The sequence below is a fragment of the Bradyrhizobium sp. F1.13.3 genome (assembly GCF_040548265.1).
Classification (GTDB): domain Bacteria; phylum Pseudomonadota; class Alphaproteobacteria; order Rhizobiales; family Xanthobacteraceae; genus Bradyrhizobium.
The window spans coordinates 123,697-142,356 of record NZ_JBEPRI010000020.1; the positions used below are offsets into that span (position 1 = coordinate 123,697).

16 protein-coding genes are annotated in these 18,660 nt (G+C 58.2%); 9 read left to right on the plus strand and 7 right to left on the minus strand.

Annotated features, from left to right (window positions below; all coding sequences use genetic code 11):
* The first annotated feature begins 164 nt into the window (after window positions 1-164).
* The 7 genes from ABIB66_RS36625 to ABIB66_RS36655 all read left to right on the plus strand — a co-directional run bounded on the left by ABIB66_RS36625 (window position 165) and on the right by ABIB66_RS36655 (window position 5,503).
* Window positions 165-1,580 (plus strand): tyrosine-type recombinase/integrase, encoded by a 1,416-nt coding sequence (locus ABIB66_RS36625; RefSeq protein ID WP_354257982.1) that lies wholly within the window; start codon window positions 165-167, stop codon window positions 1,578-1,580.
* Window positions 1,581-2,239: 659 nt separating this feature from the next.
* Window positions 2,240-2,680 carry a YybH family protein gene (locus ABIB66_RS36630; protein ID WP_354257985.1) on the plus strand — a complete coding sequence of 147 codons (441 nt, stop codon included), beginning with the start codon at window positions 2,240-2,242 and terminating at the stop codon, window positions 2,678-2,680.
* Between the two features lie 194 nt (window positions 2,681-2,874).
* Window positions 2,875-3,414: an AbiV family abortive infection protein gene (locus ABIB66_RS36635; RefSeq protein WP_354257988.1), complete on the plus strand. Its 540-nt coding sequence runs from the start codon at window positions 2,875-2,877 to the stop codon at window positions 3,412-3,414.
* A 72-nt stretch (window positions 3,415-3,486) separates the two neighbouring features.
* Entirely contained in the window at window positions 3,487-4,134 is a 648-nt protein-coding gene (locus ABIB66_RS36640) for a hypothetical protein (RefSeq protein ID WP_354257991.1), read from the plus strand.
* A gap of 612 nt (window positions 4,135-4,746) precedes the next feature.
* On the plus strand, window positions 4,747-5,073 hold the full coding sequence (locus tag ABIB66_RS36645; protein ID WP_354257994.1) for a hypothetical protein: 327 nt from the start codon (window positions 4,747-4,749) through the stop codon (window positions 5,071-5,073).
* A gap of 10 nt (window positions 5,074-5,083) precedes the next feature.
* Window positions 5,084-5,221 carry a hypothetical protein gene (locus ABIB66_RS36650; RefSeq protein WP_354257997.1) on the plus strand — a complete coding sequence of 46 codons (138 nt, stop codon included), beginning with the start codon at window positions 5,084-5,086 and terminating at the stop codon, window positions 5,219-5,221.
* A gap of 9 nt (window positions 5,222-5,230) precedes the next feature.
* A complete protein-coding gene (locus ABIB66_RS36655; RefSeq protein WP_354258000.1) occupies window positions 5,231-5,503 on the plus strand; it encodes a hypothetical protein in 273 nt (90 codons plus the stop codon).
* 452 nt (window positions 5,504-5,955) lie between these two features.
* Here ABIB66_RS36655 and ABIB66_RS36660 read toward each other — a convergent pair whose 3' ends face one another.
* Together ABIB66_RS36660 and ABIB66_RS43715 are read right to left on the minus strand one after the other, a co-directional pair.
* Window positions 5,956-6,186 (minus strand): hypothetical protein, encoded by a 231-nt coding sequence (locus ABIB66_RS36660; protein ID WP_354258003.1) that lies wholly within the window; start codon window positions 6,184-6,186, stop codon window positions 5,956-5,958.
* An 804-nt stretch (window positions 6,187-6,990) separates the two neighbouring features.
* Window positions 6,991-7,242 (minus strand): hypothetical protein, encoded by a 252-nt coding sequence (locus ABIB66_RS43715; protein WP_502918349.1) that lies wholly within the window; start codon window positions 7,240-7,242, stop codon window positions 6,991-6,993.
* Window positions 7,243-8,012: 770 nt separating this feature from the next.
* Here ABIB66_RS43715 and ABIB66_RS36665 point away from each other — a divergent pair.
* On the plus strand, window positions 8,013-8,333 hold the full coding sequence (locus ABIB66_RS36665) for a hypothetical protein (protein ID WP_354258006.1): 321 nt from the start codon (window positions 8,013-8,015) through the stop codon (window positions 8,331-8,333).
* Window positions 8,334-8,430: 97 nt separating this feature from the next.
* On the opposite strand, the gene ABIB66_RS36670 is transcribed toward ABIB66_RS36665, so the two are convergent.
* A complete protein-coding gene (locus tag ABIB66_RS36670) occupies window positions 8,431-8,607 on the minus strand; it encodes a DUF3606 domain-containing protein (protein WP_354258009.1) in 177 nt (58 codons plus the stop codon).
* Between the two features lie 185 nt (window positions 8,608-8,792).
* A complete protein-coding gene (gene ligD, locus ABIB66_RS36675; RefSeq protein ID WP_354258012.1) occupies window positions 8,793-9,728 on the minus strand; it encodes a non-homologous end-joining DNA ligase in 936 nt (311 codons plus the stop codon).
* A 963-nt stretch (window positions 9,729-10,691) separates the two neighbouring features.
* Between ligD and ABIB66_RS36680 the strand changes: the two genes are divergently transcribed.
* Window positions 10,692-10,886, plus strand: a complete 195-nt coding sequence (locus ABIB66_RS36680) for a hypothetical protein (RefSeq protein WP_354258015.1) — start codon at window positions 10,692-10,694, stop codon at window positions 10,884-10,886.
* Window positions 10,887-11,982: 1,096 nt separating this feature from the next.
* Here the strand turns inward: ABIB66_RS36680 and ABIB66_RS36685 are convergent.
* From ABIB66_RS36685 to ABIB66_RS36695, 3 genes are all read right to left on the minus strand, one after another.
* On the minus strand, window positions 11,983-13,854 hold the full coding sequence (locus ABIB66_RS36685; protein WP_354258018.1) for an ATP-binding protein: 1,872 nt from the start codon (window positions 13,852-13,854) through the stop codon (window positions 11,983-11,985).
* Between the two features lie 459 nt (window positions 13,855-14,313).
* Window positions 14,314-15,984 carry a methyl-accepting chemotaxis protein gene (locus ABIB66_RS36690; RefSeq protein WP_354258021.1) on the minus strand — a complete coding sequence of 557 codons (1,671 nt, stop codon included), beginning with the start codon at window positions 15,982-15,984 and terminating at the stop codon, window positions 14,314-14,316.
* Between the two features lie 174 nt (window positions 15,985-16,158).
* Entirely contained in the window at window positions 16,159-18,057 is a 1,899-nt protein-coding gene (locus tag ABIB66_RS36695; protein ID WP_354258024.1) for a diguanylate cyclase, read from the minus strand.
* Window positions 18,058-18,660: the final 603 nt, after the last annotated feature.

Below are 18,660 nucleotides of genomic sequence, written 5' to 3' on the forward strand. Positions count from 1 at the left end.
ACAAAAGACTTTAAAACAAGCGCTTTTCTACTACCCTGATGCAGGCTGTTTCAGCGGGCTTCACCAAATTAAGGGCCCGGCCCTAAGTCTTTCAGCGTCCGCACGACAAACTGAAAGCCTCAAAGCCGAGCCCTTTGGTCCCAAGCCTTAGGAGCCGAAACCACATGGATACTACCATCATCGCAGACCCCGCTGACAAGCGCGGCCGCAACAGCAGCGTCATCCTGACAGACCGCCTGTGCGAGAAGCGGGTTGCCAAGCGTACCAAGTTCTACGACCGCAAATGCCCCGGCCTCTACGTCAGCATCACCACGGCAGCCGTGGCGACCTTCTCGTTCAAGTTCACCGACCGGCAGACCGGAAAGCAGCGCACCGGCTGGCTCGGCGTCTACAATCCCGAGACTTTTACGGTCGAGGACGCCCGCAGCAAGGTCTACGGTCTCAAGGGACTGGCTGCCGGGGCCCTCGCCGAGAATTTCCGGGACCAGAAGGCCAAGGCGGCAAAGCGCGGCAAGACAGTCGCCGAGATCATTGAGGAGCGGATCGACTGGATGAAGACGCCAGTCAAGAAGCCGGATGGCGAGATGCGGCCCCGGCTGGAGGCTTGGGAAAATACGGAGAGCCACCTGCGCCGTTTCCTCGGTGCGAGGCTTGGCAAAACGCTCGCGAGAGACGTCACCAAGCACGACATCGCGACGCTGTCGAACGACATCGTCGAGGGAAAGTTCGGCAAGCCCTCCGTCAGCAACGCACGTCATATGCGCAAAGCGGCCTCAGGCCTGTTCAAATGGGCGGCCGAGGCAGGCCGCGATTACGTGACCGCCAGCCCCTGCGTCAACCTGCCGAAGCTCGACCCTGAGCATCCCCGCACGCGGGTCCTGTCTGAGGACGAGATCAGGATCTTCTGGCGTGGTCTCGGCCGCAATGATCTGCCCTATGACCGCCGCACCCGCCTCGCCCTCAAGTTCGAGCTGGTCACCATGCTGCGCTCACGCGAACTGCTCGGTGCGCATCGGAATGAGCTGTTCGACCTCGACGGCAAACATGCGCGCTTGGACGTGCCTCTCAAGCGGGTCAAGAAGCGGAGGGTGATCCAGCAGCCGCTGTCGGATCTGGCTCTCGAGATCATCAAGGAGGCGCTGACCTCGGATGATCAGCAGTTCGTATTCGAGAGCCCGATATACAAGGGCCGGCCGATCCACCGCAAAGCGATGGCCGACGCGCTGCGCGGCACCAAACACGAGAAGAACGAGGACAAGACTAAGACGGCTGGCCTCTGTGAGCTGTTGGGCCTGAAGCCGTTCACACCCCACGACCTCCGCCGAACAGCCGCGACGCTGGCTGGCGATCTCGGCTTTGACGATGCTGCCATTGCTAAATGCCTTGACCACGCCGTGACAAAGAAGGGTGACACCATCGTGCCGACCGTCACGGGCAAGGTCTACAACCACTCCAAGCGCATGAAGGAGAAGCGCAACGTGTTGGAGGGCGTCGCTGCCGATCTGCGGCGGATCGTCGGCGCGCCTGCCGCCAACGCCTTGGAGCATGAAGTGCAACGGCTGCCATTCCGAGCACCCTGAACCCAATCACATGTCCCGCGGGCTAGGCTATCCCCTGCGCAGGGAGTATAGGGGTAAAACCGTAGATATATCAATGTACTGACGCCGGCGTTTCTACATTTGTGTCGCGATCGGCGCGCTTAGCTTTTCAGCAACTAATCCCTTGGGTGCGATGCGGGTGCCGGGTGTATGGCAATTCCACCTTGAAAAAGGCACAGGCGGGGCGACGGCGACCCCGTGTGCCTGTCCGGGGCTTAGTTCGGAGCTTGTCGATCTCGCTCTCGCCAGCGACGTGGCTTTTTCGGTGGCCTGCTGTCCGTGGGCTCGCTTAATCGACGCCAGTCGAGGCTAGAACCTGACCGATTTCGGGCCGTCCGCGAACCGCAGTTCGAGGCATCCGCAGTCTTCGTCTACGTCAAGGTAGGGATGCGATAGCCTTCGGCCGTCACTGAATTGCTACCATCGAACTTTTCAACACGCCATTACCCCTGACTTCCCATTGTCTTGACCTGCCTCAAGTCCACGCACGGCGAACATCATAGTGACGGTCGGTCGGGACCTTTCTCCGACACCAACCGGCGTACCCGTGAAGTCGGCTAAAAAACTACAGGATTGCAACGCAGCGCCCATTGCGGTGGTCGTCACGGTGCAATTAAGCACCACTAAAGGAGGGAATGGAAATGAAACGTCCAGTTTTAATGGCGTTGTTCATCCCCTTTATGTTTACGGCTCCAGCGTCTGCGGATGACTTCAAGCAGGAAGTCAGCAGGATCGTCCTGTCCTACGCGGATTGTTACACCAAGCAGGACCCGGCATGCGTCGCGGCGCTCTACACCAAGGACGGCGTTTTTATCAACCCGGCCGGGAAGCATGACATTGCGACCGCTTATGCCGGTGCTTTCAAGGCAGGCTTTAACAAGCTCGATGCCACGGTCGATGAGGTGTGGCAGGTCGATAATGATACCCCGGCCGCGATGGGCAAATTCCACATCACCGGCAAGAACGACAAGGGCGATGCGCTGGATGCAGCAGGTACTTGGACCGGCGTCTATGTCAAGGAAGACGGCAAATGGAAGGTGCGAATGCTGACAGCAGCTCCAAACCCACCCAAGAAAGACTGATTTTTAAGCGAAGCGCCCATCTTGCAAGAGGTGGGCGCTGCCCGTGAGTTGGCTCGACCCTGCCCCCTTGTCTATAGCCCGGCGCTGGCGGCGCGCTGCAGGGCTTTCCTGCGCGCACGAGCAAGCGGTGGAAAATACGCCCGCAACGGGCGACTTCGCTTGGCGCGGTCCTTGATGTGCTGCGATATTGCAGTATGGAAGCAAACGAACGCACGGCGGTCATCGCAAATGCTGCGCGGCTCTTGCAGGATGCAAAACTGTTGTTCGACCATACCCGCTTCGCCAGCGCCTTTGCGCTTGCCGTGCTGGGCGTCGAAGAAATCGGAAAGGTGATCCTCGATATTTGGGCGAGCACTGCGCCGCTCTCAAAGCCCGTTGCTCGGCGTAGCGCGCACATCCGAAAGCAGGCTGCCGTCAGTTCACTGCTGCTCGCTTCAGTCGCGGCCCGAGAGTTTAGCGCCGAAGTCGACAATGAAGAGCTTGTCCATCGCGTCGCTGAGGCCTTCAGGCGGAGCGGCGAAGGACAGTTCATGTCCAATGTTCACGTAGGTGCCCTCGACAAGGCGAAGCAGATCGGCCTTTACCGCGACGACTGGCTGACGGATGCATCGCTGCATGCCGATCAGTTCACTGAAGCTGATGTTGACGCGATCTTCACGATTGCGCGTCGCGCAATCCAGGCCGCGGACGACCCGCTCATTATGAACACAGGGCGAGCGATCTATGAGACCTGACTGGGATGTCGCTCTCGCTCTGCGGTGCAATGTCCGGTCGATGTTTTCAGACTCGCGAATGGGGACAGACCGATGAGTGAAGATGAAGACGATTGCGGCCGCGGCGACGATTGGTTGCTGGATGACGCGACACAAGGAAACGAGTTCATCCACTTCGACGAGTATGAGGACGCAGTAGCCGCCATCGAGCTAGTTGCCTCACAATCTATCGACCTTCAGAAACGGCCGTCGCAGTGGAAGTGGGTTATCACTGCCATGCAAAACGCCGTACAGGGTGCAATGGTGATCGCACTCAGCGGCACAGATGGTTGTGGCGCGCTAACCGATAAATCTCGACGACAGAATCGTGTGTGGCTGGACAACCCAACCTCGGATCGACCACGCACGATCATGGCCGACTATAATGTTTTACTTGAGCGGATCGGAAAACCTGAACTGATGGAGGGCCCTGTGCCCGAGCTGTCGGCGGAGGATCATCGGAACCTTCAACGACTGAACGATAACCTGCGACGTCAATTCGCCCACTTCCATCCGACTGGTTGGGGGATTGAACTCAACTACATGCTGGACATCATGCCGATTGCACTAAACCTCTTCGAATTTCTCACGACGACCCAAGGCCGTCCAAATATTCATTTCACCGACGGACACCGCGCTCGCATGACGAAAGCCTTGGCACAGGCGCGTGTGTCTTTCGAGGCATTCAAACAAATGGCCTGATCCTTGCGCCGCGCCACAGGCAAGATCCGCATCGCTTTTCTACTACCGCCGGTCGGAGAAGATCGGGGTCGAGCAGCCGGGCGCGACCGATGATGCAGTGAGGGTTCAAACAGCCCTGTGATAACCGGGACAAAGGTCCCAATCGTCGCGTTGCTACTCTGCATTGTGTCACCGCAAGCGCCGTGATTCGCGGGGGAGAGAGGCTGTGGCTGAGGGGCGCGCAGGCAACGCGACTATTCTCGAAGGCCTGACGATCTCATTGCTGAAGCCGATGACCTTCTTGGCGCCGTACAGTTCGGGGCAGTCTCAAGGAAGCATAAGGCCCCACCATTGAATTCGAGACCCTACTCTCTGGTAGCCCTCTCTTTGGCAGGAGCGGGGATCTACACCACGCTGGTGGACCTTGGGTACTGTCAGGCCGTCTACGGCGTCCTGGTAACCGCCAGCGCCTTCTAAGCTTTGGTCCTTGCCCGCGCTTCGAAGGGACCGGAGAGGTGAACAGCTTCGCCCCGCTGGAGGGCCAACGCCGAAAATAGCCTGAGTTTGGGGTTTTTGCACTTGGCACCATGGCCGAATCGGCTAGCCTTCCCAGGGCATTTTCTGGAGGACGCTATGGATACTGAAAAAACTGATAGTCAAAAGCCAGTCATCGAGCAAATGACGGACATGCTGGCGGGCGCCGCCGGTGTGCTCGCGGAGAGCGCCGTGAAGACGACAGCGAAAGCAGCCACTGCAGCGATTGCTAAGCGGATGCCGAAATCGGCAAAGAAGGTTGCCAAGACCGTTCAAAAAGCCGCTGCAAAGAGCAAGAAATCCGCAGCCAAGAAGAGCCCAAAGAAGTCCGCGAAGAAGAGCCCGAAGAAAACTTCTAAGAAATCGGCAAAGAAGACCGCGAAGAAGGCAGGGAAGAACACCGCAAAGAAGAAATCCAAACGCTAGGGAGAGAAGCATGGCTAAGAAGGCAAAGAAGGCAAAGAAGTCAGTCACGAAGCGCGTTGTCGGCGCTGCAAAGTCGGCTGCGAAATCAGCCAAGGTGGCCGTCAAGAAGATGATGCCGAAGAAGAAGGTGAAAAACTCCAGGCGCTAAATACACAAATTGCCCTCGGATACGTCCAAGGGCGGTTTTGCTGAAATCAAAGGAATATTGCCCTCCGAATTAATTCTTAAAGCCACTCGACTCGGCGAGATGCGCGAGACGGGCGTGCGCGGCGTCCTGGTCTACTCCCGTCACCGCTGTGGCCACCACGCCGAGATCAGCGCCGACGGCTGGGCCGATGACGTCAGGCTCTCCGACATCGAGCCGCGTTTCGTGTGCCAACGCTGCGGTCGGCGCGGCGCCGAAATGAGGGCCGAACTTCGAACCTGCTAAGATGGGGACCGGCGGTTAAGCTTCGAAACCCGTTTGCGGCAAGCCACGACATCCGCAGCCCTCCTCAATTCGAGGCTTACTGGAATCAGGAGGAGCTGAACGACTTGCTACACATAAAAAAATGCTCGCCCTCATCAGAACTCCATAAGCGACTTGATATGCCCATACCCACAGAGGCGGCCTGTTGCTATGAACCTGCGCGACAAGCCGTGACCGTGCCCCGCCGTGAACTGTTCGCCATGTTGACTCAATTCCGACATCCGACTCAGGTGCTTCTTCTGACGTGCAGCCGGCGTCTCGCCGGGTGGCGACCTGACCCACTAGCCACCTTCGCGAGCGGAGTTTCAAAGGCCCGGATCAGCCCCCCAGCCAGCCGGGCCTTTGTGCTGTCGATACGCCCGGCCCGGTGCCGAGATCAGGCCGAACTACGAACCGGCGAAGATGGGGACCGGTTAGGGCTTGCAGTTCAGGTTGTAAACCGTCCAATCGGGATTGCCTGCGATGACGACGTAGCCACTGCGATTGTCGTAATCCAGCACGAACGTCATATGGCCCGAGACGTAGCGGCCGAGTTGGACTTCCGAGACGTCGTTGTAAAAGTATTCTTCTCGGCCGCTCCACCGATGGTACAGCTTTCCCGCTGTGAAACGGAAGACATCGGTGGCGTCGTACTGTTGCAGCACCGGTCCTCCCACGGCCTTCCCCTCGGCTCTACACGTCATGTTCGGGACGGCGGCCACTGCCGACGTGGCGGAAAGGTTGGCACCAACGACTAGGCACCAGCCCAAAACGATGCCGACTAAACCTCTCATCAATTTCCTGCTGTCCCCCGTCCCCGACAAACACTGATCGTCCATCTTTGGGCGGCGTGTCCCACGACCGGCCCCTCAAGAGCGCAGGCTCGTCTGCGCCGATACAGAAGCTCGGAGGTTTTTAGTTCACCCTTGCAGATGACCATCAGCATGAAACAATTTACGTTCAGCTCCCGCGTGCAAATGGCGAGGAACAGCCAATGCGCTATTTTCGAAGCAGAGACCTCCAAGAGAGCCACCGCAGTACGCTCGTGCCGGAAATTCGCGGCTGCGTTCCGATGCAAGGCCGCTGCATCAGGTACCCCGGCGCGAACGGCAGGCATCATGAAGAACTCTTCAGCGGCTTGGCGAGCCAATTGTCGAGGCTGGAAGGACCGTGGCGATCAGTTCAACGGCTGCCCATTGAGCCTGCGGATGATGGCACCCAAGGCTGCCAATATATTCTGGGACGACGGGACGACTGGCTATGCTCAAGCGAGACGTGTTCGACGAGCTGGCGACGCTCTGAACCAGCTTGCAGATGAGGTCGAGACGCCAATGCGTTTTAAGCGCGCTGGGGCTGAGTGAAACCGAAGGTGCCAACTCCCGAACAGTTGGCTCACGAAATCGAGCTGTTCTCCGAAATGCGTTTCGTCTCATTGTACACCTAAGAGCAGAAGTGTCGCTCTTCACCCGTTACCTTTCGCGGGGCGGCTCGGAAGCTGTACCCTTGTAAACCTGACTGGCTATCCGGTCCTGCTCTGCGGCTCGCATCTCTCGCGCCGTCTTCAATGCCCGCCGAAGGAACGGGTCTTCGGTCTCTTTGGACAGTGTAATCAGCTTGCAACAATTCGGGCAGTTAACCTGCAATCCATCTCGGACTCGGTTCATCTTCTCCCCAAAAACGCGGGTGCAGCCCGGGCACCTAATCTTGACTTTGTCGTCCATCGGCCGGATTAGCCTCCATCAGGATGAGGCCCCGCCACCCTGGGAATGTGGCGGGGCTCATTTCTAGGACCGCCAAAAAGTCAGCGGATAGCGAAAACATTACGTGCTGCGGGTTAAGAAAACGGGTGCCAAACTCGGGGCGCTTCGCCCCTTCTTGATGAATTTTAGCTTGGGCGCTCATCGCTTGTTAAGGACGGACCGCGCGTCTTTGGTGGGTTAGCGCAACGTCCCGGAACGCCTTCACGGGCGATCCTTCGGAATCGAAACCGCCGCTACCTAGGGCTCCATCACCCGGCTGAACGCCGGATGAGATCGACTCTTCACCTTGATCCATTGCTCGCTGCGACCAGTGCGGTACCAGCTGTCGCGATGTTTCGACACCAGACCCTCCAGGCCGAGCTTGCAAGTATGACGGATAGGTCTGGCCCGACCTCGCCTGGTTCAAACGGCGCGAGGTGGATGCCGTCAACGCGGCGCGCGAGCAGCCGGGCCAGATTAGTCTTGCGCAGGCTCCGTTCCTGAACTGGCTGGACGGCCTCAAGCCCGACGAGTGGGAGCGTAACCGGAATTACAAAAAGCGGACGTGATCGAACCGGGCCGAAGTTCGGTCATGTGCCGTGAAGGTGGCTCACCCTAACAAATAATTGGCCCCCTTTAACAAGCACATCTCTTTGCAAACGCCTATTCCGGCGAAGTGCAGCGCCGCGGCATCGGCGCGGCCCGCACATATGCATCCAATGCGCAACGCCAACTTTTAGGGATCTTGAGTTTTGACAGATTGCAACACGTCCGCGTCGACGCTGATTGAGTTGAGAATTTCCCAAGCCTACGTCAGACTCTGCTCCCTTCCCGAGGGTGGTTCTCAAGCTTCGGTCTCGGTCGCTTCGATTGGCAGCTATGAGATCCGGATGTTGGCGAATCCGGCGGCTGATGTTGATAGTACGCCGCTGTTTTGGCTGGAGCTGATCGATCACAGCACCAAAACATCTGTCGACAGCTTCTGTTGCTATCAGATCAAAGACGCGGTGCCCGTGGTCCGCGACTTCTTCAAGCAGGTGGATGATTCGAACGAACCCGGTGACACCTGCTGATGAAGGACTATCGCAGATGGGACAGTTGGGATTGATCATGGCGTGAAAAAGCGCGCGGGCCTTGCTCCAAAGATCGCAAGCATACCGCGCGCCTCGGTTACACCGCCAATTTTTTGCGAACGGCGGCGGCCGAATTGCCTACCTTGTCGACGGCCTTTTGCAGCTCGTCTCTGGAGACACCAAGCGCCTTGGTCCAATACTTGACCTCGAAGTCTTCATGCATGTTGATCTTGCTACGGTCGCGCTGGTCCCGTTTGGTGAGACTGTCGCTCATCTTCCTCTTCCATCGCCTGTACAAGCCGCTCATCATCGAGAACGGCCAACAGGTCATTGATCTTGTTTTCGGAGTCCCTTGGCCCAGGCTCGACATAGCGAGCCAGGATGGCCTGGGCTTCTTTTACCGCTCGGGTTACGCGATCCGGCATGCCGGTACTCCACTCACTGGTGGAGAAAACGCTGTCAGGAACGCCGCGTTCCTTTGCTAAGCCCCTTGAATGAGCTGGCCCGCAGCAGGCCTTCGGAGGTGATGTCCCGATATTCGATGTCGGCATAGAACTTCGGCTCGACCCAGGTGGCCTTCGGTTTCCTGACAGGCTTGGTGAGCTTCTGCTTCGGGCTGACGACGGTATCGAGAGCCTTGCGGATCTCCGCCGATTTCGTCCGGCTCCAGCCCGTGCCAACCTTGCCCATGTAGCGCAGCTCCTTCCCCTCCTGCTTGCCGAGGTAGAGCGCGGCAACGCCGGACGGGTCCTTGACGAAACCAACGACAGGGAATTTTTCGCGCTGCACCGTCTTGATCTTCTGCCAGGCCTCAACCCGATCCGAGCGGTACAGCGCATCGACCCGCTTGGACACGATGCCCTCGTAGTTGAGCTTGCTCGCCGCCTCGAACAGTGCCTGCCCGTCGCCTTCATGGTGCTCGCTGTAGAAGATGGGTGCTTCCAGTCCGTTCTCATCTATCAGCTGCTTCAGCAGCTCCTTGCGGGCAAGCTGCGCATGTTTGCGCAGGTCTACGCCGTCCAGCCACAGGAGATCGAAGGCAAAGAAAACGAGGCGGTCCTGGTCGCCTCTGCCGAGGTCGGACTGCAGCTCAGAGAAGTTGGTGCGGCCTTCGTGTATGACGACTACCTCACCATCCACGATGGCTTGCCCGTTGATGTCGAACGCGCCGGCGATGACAGCGAACCGGTTGATCCAGTTATGGCCGTTCCTGGTGAAGGCCTTGCGGCTGTCCCCGTCGATGTGGAGCTGAATGCGGTAACCGTCGTATTTGACTTCGTGAATCCACTGAGCCCCCGAAGGAGCTTTCATCTTCAGGGTCGCAAGCTGGGGGCTGATAAAGCCCGGCATGGAAACGCGCGGCTTCTTGGCCGGTGCTCGGGTACGCTTTGCCACTCACGCAACTCACAAAAAGCCCGCCGTCGGTGGGGGAGCCGACGGCGGGGCAGTCTACCTACCTTATTTAGGACTCTCCAACCGCAAGGCTCATGCTCCGTTCCCAGGCGTTCTCACATACAACCGCAATTGAGATTCCAGGTTGTATTTTCAACGTCAACTAGAATAGCAGCTGAACAGCCGGGGAACGCGGTGCGATAAAGCAGCGTCCTCAGTAATGCGGCCTCTTCAAAAGCTCCGGCAGCCGTGAGATTGCCTTCGCGATCCGCCTCGCCTCGTCACGGGTAAGGAATTGCTCCGCGTATTGGTACGGGGCGCTGGTGAAGGTCTTCGCGGTGGGGCACAGAGCAGACGGAAAAGCCGTTTGCGTCCTTCACGCGAAAACATTGCCCCTCCTCCACCATCACCCACGGCGCAGGAAACCGCCGAAGGTTGTCCATTACATCCTTCGGTTTGCCGGAGTGCCCCTTATCGGCTTGCCGGACTCATAGGTCGGGCCTTCCTTAGCCGCCCGCACCTGCCGGTCTCGCTCAGCGCACAGGTCATCAACCTTACTCAGCATCCTTTGAAGCAAGGTCTCAGCCGACGCGGTCGACAACCCAGCCCGTTGAAGCTGGAGGATTTCCTTGCGCTGGCGGCTTACCTGCGAGCGCATCCGCTCGATTTCCGAGCGGAGATATTCGAGTGTGGGCATGGACAGACCTGAATTTTCCACACTTAGAACAAAGAGAGAACATTGAGTCAAGGCGGCGGCGGTGAAAGATTGATGTACCTCTCTCGCTCGGCGGGAGCATGACCGGCATTGGCACATAGTGCACTAGCCAAACACGGGCGGTCTGTTTGTCTAAGTTGCGCCTTGCCAGTCTTTCAAAGCCCCCAAGCTTCCGACGATTGGCGAGCGCGTCGATGGCCCCGGCGTGGTCAGCTTCGCCGGGGCCGGTCAACGCAGGATAGCTCAAGACGATGGACGCTGAGGCTGAGCGGCAACGTGGTTTGGAGTTGGGCCGCCGGTGGGCGGAGCACGCTTCGGCACACGAGCTGGCCACCATGGTGAGCGGCTCGTTCGACGACCTCAGCCAAATGCTGCCAGCGGACGTGGCAGATCATTTCGTGGGCGGCTTTCGCGAAGGCGTGTTGCGCGTCTGGCGTGGAGCCTAGGCCTCCCTGTAGAGATAGCCTGATTCGGTTCCCGTGGCTTCACCTTACCGCCTGATCGCCGCGCGCACCTTGGCCTTTGTCGGCGACTGAGAGTTCTGCACGCTCCCGCCTCAAGATTCGCGGTGAGCTATGTGTGAGAAGTGTGACGAGATCGACCTCCGTATTGCGCGCTACAAATTCATTGCATCACGTATCAACGACCGAATTGCACTCGACGGCATAGCCGAATTGATAGAGCAAGCGCTTGCAAAAAAGGCAGCCCTCCATTGCGAACCAGAGCAAGAGTGAGGCCGTCACAGTAGTCGCCCCTCTGCAATAACCGCCTGCGTTTCTGGAACCAGCCTGCCTGAATGTCCTTAATCACCATGAACCGTTCAGGTGAGGATCGGCGATGGGCATCGAGCGATTGCTCTCCTCCAAGTACTGGCAAATGCGGGAGGAAGAATCTCGGATCAAAGCCGACAACTGCCAATTTCCGCAGACAAAAGAAACGCTTCGCCAAATTGCAAAATAACTATGCCGAGCTGGCTCGGCGCGCCGAACAGGTCATTACACTCGCTGAGTTAGACGAGAACGACCGCTTAAGGAGAAGCCAACTGCCTGCCGACGATTAGCGCGTTTTCCCCGGCCAGCATAACCTATCTTATTTAGGACCTGCCTCGCCCGTTGTCGGTTGCCTTCTATCACCGGCCACGTATTCAGGGCGTCGATGACTGAGAGACGCCACAGCGCTCCCGCCTCAGCCCGGAGCGCCTCTCGTGCCAGAACAATTCAGCCCGGAAACTCGGGAACTCTTGGATCGCGCGCAGCGCGCCATAGAAGACGCAATCTCCCTCCGCGAAGACACGCGAGATCAGATGGCCGCAGCAAAGCAGCAAAAGCTCCTGCTGGAATTGTATTTGCCCAACCAATTCCCCCCCCCCGATACAGACGATAAGACCTCCTAAGCGGGTGCGCTGCCGCTGCCGCCGCCCAAGTATGGCCCGCCTTCAGGGGGCAGTGCGATGCGCTGGAGTCCGCTTCTGGCTCACAAAGCAGTGGTCGACCGGCTCTGCACGGCGGTCAACTATGGGCCAGAACGCGACGACGGCCGGAATTACTGTTGCAGCGGAAGCTTAATTCTGAACCTTGCGCCGCCGTGATCCCGATTTTCTGCCCAGATCTGCCCGTTGTGCGCCTCGACAATAGTGCGCGCAATGGACAGTCCCATGCCCATCCCTTCCGTTTTGCTCGTGTAGAATGGCTCGAAGACCGCCTTCAATTTGTTTTCGGGAATGCCATGGCCGCGATCAGACACGGATACCTGGGCGAAGTTCTCCATGCGCGAAGTCCGAATGCTGATGACGCGAGTTTCCGCAGGCATATCCTTCATCGCGTCGACCCCGTTCATCACAAGGTTCAGAAGGACTTGCTGAAGCTGAACGCGGTCACCGAGAACCGGCAGCGCTTCCGTTGTGATCACGCTCTCCATTTCGAACTTTCGGCTAGCGGTCAGCGCCGAAAGAAATCTGATGGTCTCTCGAACGATTTCGTTAAGGTCGAATTGCTTCAGCTCGAACGGGGCCTTTTTCAAGAGGCTTTTCATCCGCCGGATAACTTCCGAGGCGCGCTGATCATCCTGTAGAATATCGCTCAAAATCTCGTCAAGTTCGGTCATGTCTGGGTCTGGAGATTTCAAGATCGCCCGCGCGGTTTCGGTATTGGTGAGAATAGCACCGAGCGGCTGGTTGATTTCGTGCGCGATTGAAGCCGTCAGTTCGCCTGCCGTCGAGAAGCGGTTGACGTGAGCAAGCTCTGTCATGCGCTGCCGCGACTGCACTTCCGCGAATTGACGCTTCCGGTGCTCGCGCAAAAGCACTGAGATGAGCCCGGCTTGTGTCAGGATAACTGCAAGAATGAACGCAAGTTGCCAGGAATATCGTTCCCACACCGATGGTTCGCGGAAGTAGACCGTGCTACCCGGCGGCAATTGGCTGTCGCTGATTCCAAACTTCTGCATCTGGCTCCAGTCGAATCTTGGTAATTCAAATCGGCTCGGCGCGACCTTCACGTCACCTGCCTTTTCCCCGTTCAAAATACGAATTGCCGCTGCGGCGGCGTTGGCCATCCCCTTCTCAATAGAATGCATCGAGCCGCCAATAATCGAGCCATCGAAAAATCCATCAAGATAAGAAAAAATCGGGGCATTCGTAGCAGCTGAGAGCCTGTGCAAGGACGCTGTGCCCTCGTGCGTAACACCGGCTGCATCGACGCTCATTAAGTGCCAGAAGATGGCGCTGTGAGGTGGAAGATGGGCCGCGTCCTTCAGAATGTCCTCAAACGACAGCTTGTTATACCAGCGCAGTTCAACACGCCCGCTGAACTGCGCGAGTTCTTGTTCGAATACCCGCTGCCAAAAAGCTTCATTGGGAGAGGCCCCATTTACCACCGCGATCACTTTCGTGTCGGGCAAAACATTCAGGATAGTTTGGATAGCTGCTGGAAAATCATGTGCCGCAGCAGCCACGGTGTCGTATTCCGTCAGCTTATCGTATTGGACCCGGCGCGCCTCGACGGAAGTAAACATCATTGGCGTTTTGGGGAAAAGCTGGGACCGATACCGCTGGACGAACTCCGCGGCTGGCGCGCCAAGGGCGAGAATGAGGTCAGGAGGCCTTACTCCGTACAATGCGCGTAGGTAATCCACAAATGGCGCTAGCGCTATGTCATCATCCAGCCGAGCGCTTACGAGCGAGTGGTCCTGAAAGTCTATTGGGACTTTCGATTGCTTGCTCATTTCCGACCGAAGGTACTCTGCGAAATCGGTCCACGGCTTGAAGCGGAGGCCGAATGATTGCAGCACCAGAACGCGCTTAGGCTCCGGACCGGCCGCCCGACTTTGACCAGGCGCCGCCAGCAACAATGCGATGACGAGCGCGGCGCTGAAGATCCGCGCCGAAATAGCTCGGGATAGTACGGTCGCCCCCATCCTACTCCGCGCTCCGATCTCCCTAAGAAATCATAACGGCTCCACCAGACGATTGACAGACAAATGATCTAATGACGTCAACGCGCCGGGGCGTAGGAAGCGCAACGTCCAAGATTATGCGCACAGCCAAAAAGAAGGGGGTGCCGCCCCAACGTTTGGGAAACTGGGGCGGCATGGGGGGGGGCTGGGTTGGTGTCACGGCGTTTGGGGGCGCCGCTGACGAGACAATAAAACTGCAATTCAGCCTTCGAACTTGGTCCTGAAGTACAGGATTGGAGTTTGCTTGGAGTGTTGAATCCGGGGTTAGCGTCGGAGTCATGAATGAGGTCAACGCAAGCCGCGTCCGCAAAAATTATGATGATTTTGCTTACTTGCAGTCATTCAGTACGGGCCCGCGAGAAGCAAGGAAGCAGCCTGCTCAAGCGGTCCGCCCTGCAAGAAACGCCGCCATCCCGTGGATCAGGCAGCCAACTCGGCGGATGCACGCTGCATGTTGGAAGCCATGTCAGATGTGACAATGCTCTGTTCTTCCACTGCAGCGGCCGTGGAAGCGATGAACTCGTTGACGCTTTCTATCGCGGCCTTGATGGCAGTGAGTGAACCCGAGACATCGCCCGCGATGCTGTTCAGCGATGCGATTTCGCGAGATATCGTGTCGGTCGCGGTCTTGGCCTGATTGGCCAAGTTCTTCACCTCGGACGCAACCACAGCAAAGCCGCGTCCGGCTTCGCCTGCACGAGCTGACTCAATGGTCGCATTGAGCGCGAGCATATTGATTTGGCCAGTGATATTGCCGATCATCTCGACGATGCCGCTCATAGCCTGAGCTGCCGCATTGAGCCGCTCCGCCTGCTGATCGGCTGCTTCCACCCTGGAGGTCGCCGTGCCCGCCGTCTGGCGCGACTTGCTCATGGTCTCAGAAATCTCTCGGATGGAGGCGCTCATCTCTTCGCTACCGGCGGCGACCGCATCGATAAGGCCCCGCGCCGCCTCAGCCTTCTTTCGTCCAATCGCCTGAGCGGTGATGTCAGTGGCGTATTTTACGACTTTGAACGGCTTGCCGTTGAGGTCGTGAATGGGATTGTACGACGCTTGGATCCAGATTTCCCGGCCGCCCTTTGCAATGCGCTTGTATTCGGCGGCCTGGAATTGGCCTCGGTTGAGGTTCTGCCAGAATTCACGATATGCCGCCGAATCGCGCTCTTTGGGCTCCACGAACATGGAGTGATGCTGGCCCTTGATCTCGTGGAGCGTATAGCCCATCGCATCGAGGAAGTTCTGATTGGCGGAGCGGATAGTGCCGTCCATGTTGAACTCGATCACGGCCTGCGACTTCGTGATTGCGGCCATCTGGCCGCTACCGTCGGCAGCCTTTAGCTTCTGCTCGGTGATATCAGTTGCGAATTTGACCACCTTGAATGGCTTTCCAGCCTCATCAAAAATCGGATTGTAGGTGGCGAGGATCCAGACTTCGCGACCGTCCTTGGTGACCCGCTTGTATTCGCCTGCAGCATATTGCCCCCGATTGAGCCGCGACCAGAAATCAGCATACGCCGCGCTCTCTCGGTCGGACGGCGTCACAAAAATGCTGTGGTGCTTCCCGGCAATCTGGTCGAGCGAGTAGTCCATGGCGTCAAGGAAGTTTTGGTTGGCAGTGACGATGGTGCCATCCATCTTGAACTCGATCACGGCCTGGGCACGACTGATCGCGTCTATCTTGCCCGCGTCTTCAAGAGACTTGATCTTCTGCTGGGTGACGTCGGTGGCCAATTTGATGACGCCCACCGTCCTGCCGTTTGCATCGACGATTGGGTTGTAAGACGCCTGGATCCAGATCTCTTTACCGCCCTTCCCGATGCGCTTGTACTGAGCTGCCTGGAATTCGCCACGGCCTAGCTTGGCCCAGAACTCGCGATAGGCAGCGCTCTCGCGCTCGGCGGGCTCGAAGAAGATGCTGTGGTGCTTGCCCTCGATCTCGCCGAGCGAGTAGCCCATCGCATCCAAAAAGTTGCGGTTCGCTGTGACGATGGTGCCGTCCAGCTTGAACTCGATCATCGCCTGGGACCTGTCGATGGCCGCGGCCAACGCCGACGCGCGGTCAACCTGTTTCTTACGGGGCGAGCTGAACATGCATTCCCTCCGCGCAATTTTTATCTATGCAAAATGATTGTGTACTTTCAAACGAATGGTTGCACTCCCTTGCTTAGAAACGGTTAAGCATAGGGAGCGTGAAACTACGGGGGCGCGGCCTTCTAAGCTAAGTGCTGCAGCGCAACCAACTCCGCCAAACCGGTCGGTCCTACCTCAACCGGCAGGCCTTACTAACGTAACGCTGGGTGTTTCGGCTGCAGCGCAGACACGGTTGCGCCCGTGTTCCTTTGCCACATACAGCGCGCCGTCTGCGGCAGCTAACAGCGAAGCCGGCGACGTTCTCGCATCGCACTTGCCGCCTGCAGCCCCTACGCTGATCGTGACGCTCCCGACAGGGCTTCCCTGATGCGCGATGGAAAGGTTGGCGACCGATTTCCGGATTTTCTCGGCGACAATCTCCGCATGGCCGGATGGCGTCTCAGGCAGCAGGACCGCGAACTCCTCACCCCCATAGCGCGCGACCAGATCGGCCGGCCTTTTGAGGCAGGATGCGACGGCCCCTGCAACCTGCCGAATGCAGTCGTCGCCCGCGGAGTGACCGTAGGTGTCGTTGTAAGATTTGAATTTGTCTATGTCGATGAACAACACGGAAATGCGCGAATTTGAGCGCTGGCACCGCTTGAACTCGAGATCTAACATTCGGTCGAAACGTCGCCGGTTCGCGATCCCGGTGAGCGGGTCCGTTTCGGAGAGCGCCTTGAGCTGCTCGTTTGCTGCGACGAGTTGCTCCTCGGCAGCCTTGCGCTTGGAGATGTCGCGGATCACGCCGACGATTTCCGGACCGGGCTCTTCCGGATCGTCGACATAGTTCATCTGGGTTTCGACCCAGACGTACTTGCCGTCGCGGCAGCGCGTCAGATACTCGACGGTCCCCGTGGGTCTCTCGGGTCCTAGCTCCTCTATCAAACCCTTCACGAGATCCCGATGGGCCGGGTGCATATTTGAATATGCAGGCTGCTGCAGAAGCTCTGAGGGGCTCCACCCGAAAAGCTTCTCGACCGAGGGCGAGATGTACAACCGGTGACCGGTCCTGTCGAAACGGGTGACGACATCCTCTACGTTCTCGGCCAGCAAACGGTAGCCGCGCTCCCGTTCACGCAGCATTCTGGCCATGGCCGAGCGCTTGCGGATCTGGACGGCCAGTACAATTCCCAACCCGATCAGGATCGATGACACAGTGCCACCCAGTAGCACATCGAAGTTCCGGTCCCTGCGCCAGCCGTCGAGGATCGCGTCCTCCGGGACTGCGACGGTGACGACGATGGGAAAATCCGACGCCGCTTCATAGGCAAATTGCTTAGTGCGGCCATCGAACGGCGACACGATAGAATACAGGCCCGCTCCAGAATCCTTCAGGTGGTTCAGAAACGAGCTTCGCGCTACGTCCTTGCCGACCTGGTCGTCTCGGCGATGGACCAGAACTTTGCCGCTCGTTGTCATGAGGGTAACGGTGCGGTCCTGCTCGGCTTCGAAGCCTTGGTAGAACGATCTGAAATAGGCAAGATCGATCGCCGCGAATACGACGCCTCCGAACGAGCCGTCGGGATTCGGCAGTCGTTGGGTCATGAGCAGAGTCGGTCTTCCGGTGACGCGGGAAATGAGAGGCTCGCTGATGCGGGGCGTTGCGTCTTCAGGGTGTGATCGATGGTACCGAAAATACTCTCGATCACGGTTGTTGACCGCCGGCACGGTTTCGAACGACGAAAACAACCAGTCGCCGTTCTCCCCAAGCACGCCTAGTTCGCGAGCCTGAGGGATGTTCTTGGCATATTGGGCGAGCAGGTCGTTGATCTCCGCGGACGCTCGCGCGGACTTGTCTGAGTGCTGGATGTACTGGCCCGTTCCAAACAAGGCGAGCGATACGGCATTGAAGCTTTTGGACGCGTGTTGCGCAAGCGAATGGGTGAGCCCCTGGGTCTCGGATCCCGCCTTGGCGAACGCGAGCGCTCGTTGCTGCGTGGCCTTCCAAGCGATCAGCGCCCAAAAGCTCGCTAACGTGAATCCGAGCAGCACGACAATGATCGTTAAGGGAGACTTTACCAACTTCGGCACGGTGCGAATGTCCTGTTCGCAAAACAGGATAGACGTGGCTGCTGAAATTGGAGTTTCAGCCGCGTTCGTTGTTATCAATTCCCATTCGCATCGTTAATGCGAAGGGAATGCCCAACCTTAGATCTGCCAAGTGTAGCAGTGTTCAGGTCCCACTCAGGTGCTCCGCACGCCATCGCGGATCGCAGTGCAGAGCGCGGCGCTGTCTGCGCCTCAATTTCACCATCCGACTCAGGCTGTGGTTGTATTTGTGCCGGCGTCTCGTCTGTGACGGTTCTCGATCCCGAACCGGCGCGCGACGAAGCGGAGCCAGAGGCCCGGAGAGAACCCCATCACACCGGGCCTTTGCGCTGTCCGTTGAGCAAAGCGCATGGCGCACCACGTATGGCGTCGCCTGATCCCTCCGAGAACGTCTGCAATGGGCCAGAGGAGGCGGTGAACTTAAAGCGGGCTCGGCGTCTGATTTGCCTCTGACAGCCGACCTGACACGTCTCCACCCGCATTTCGGCTGTTGGCCGATTTTGTTGCAAAAGTCGGTTGAGACAAGTCACGAACCGTGATTCCGTTGTGTTGACGCGAATCTCGGCGAGGTCGATCCATGATGGG

What these genes read in the sequence shown, in the direction of transcription:
- ABIB66_RS36625 (WP_354257982.1), top strand. Translation starts at nt 165, where the DNA reads ATGGATACTACCATCATCGCAGACCCCGCTGACAAGCGCGGCCGCAAC.
- ABIB66_RS36630 (WP_354257985.1), top strand. Translation starts at nt 2,240, where the DNA reads ATGAAACGTCCAGTTTTAATGGCGTTGTTCATCCCCTTTATGTTTACG.
- ABIB66_RS36635 (WP_354257988.1), top strand. Translation starts at nt 2,875, where the DNA reads ATGGAAGCAAACGAACGCACGGCGGTCATCGCAAATGCTGCGCGGCTC.
- ABIB66_RS36640 (WP_354257991.1), top strand. Translation starts at nt 3,487, where the DNA reads ATGAGTGAAGATGAAGACGATTGCGGCCGCGGCGACGATTGGTTGCTG.
- ABIB66_RS36645 (WP_354257994.1), top strand. Translation starts at nt 4,747, where the DNA reads ATGGATACTGAAAAAACTGATAGTCAAAAGCCAGTCATCGAGCAAATG.
- ABIB66_RS36650 (WP_354257997.1), top strand. Translation starts at nt 5,084, where the DNA reads ATGGCTAAGAAGGCAAAGAAGGCAAAGAAGTCAGTCACGAAGCGCGTT.
- ABIB66_RS43715 (WP_502918349.1), bottom strand. Translation starts at nt 7,242, where the DNA reads ATGGACGACAAAGTCAAGATTAGGTGCCCGGGCTGCACCCGCGTTTTT.
- ABIB66_RS36670 (WP_354258009.1), bottom strand. Translation starts at nt 8,607, where the DNA reads ATGAGCGACAGTCTCACCAAACGGGACCAGCGCGACCGTAGCAAGATC.
- ABIB66_RS36680 (WP_354258015.1), top strand. Translation starts at nt 10,692, where the DNA reads ATGGACGCTGAGGCTGAGCGGCAACGTGGTTTGGAGTTGGGCCGCCGG.
- ABIB66_RS36685 (WP_354258018.1), bottom strand. Translation starts at nt 13,854, where the DNA reads ATGGGGGCGACCGTACTATCCCGAGCTATTTCGGCGCGGATCTTCAGC.
- ABIB66_RS36690 (WP_354258021.1), bottom strand. Translation starts at nt 15,984, where the DNA reads ATGTTCAGCTCGCCCCGTAAGAAACAGGTTGACCGCGCGTCGGCGTTG.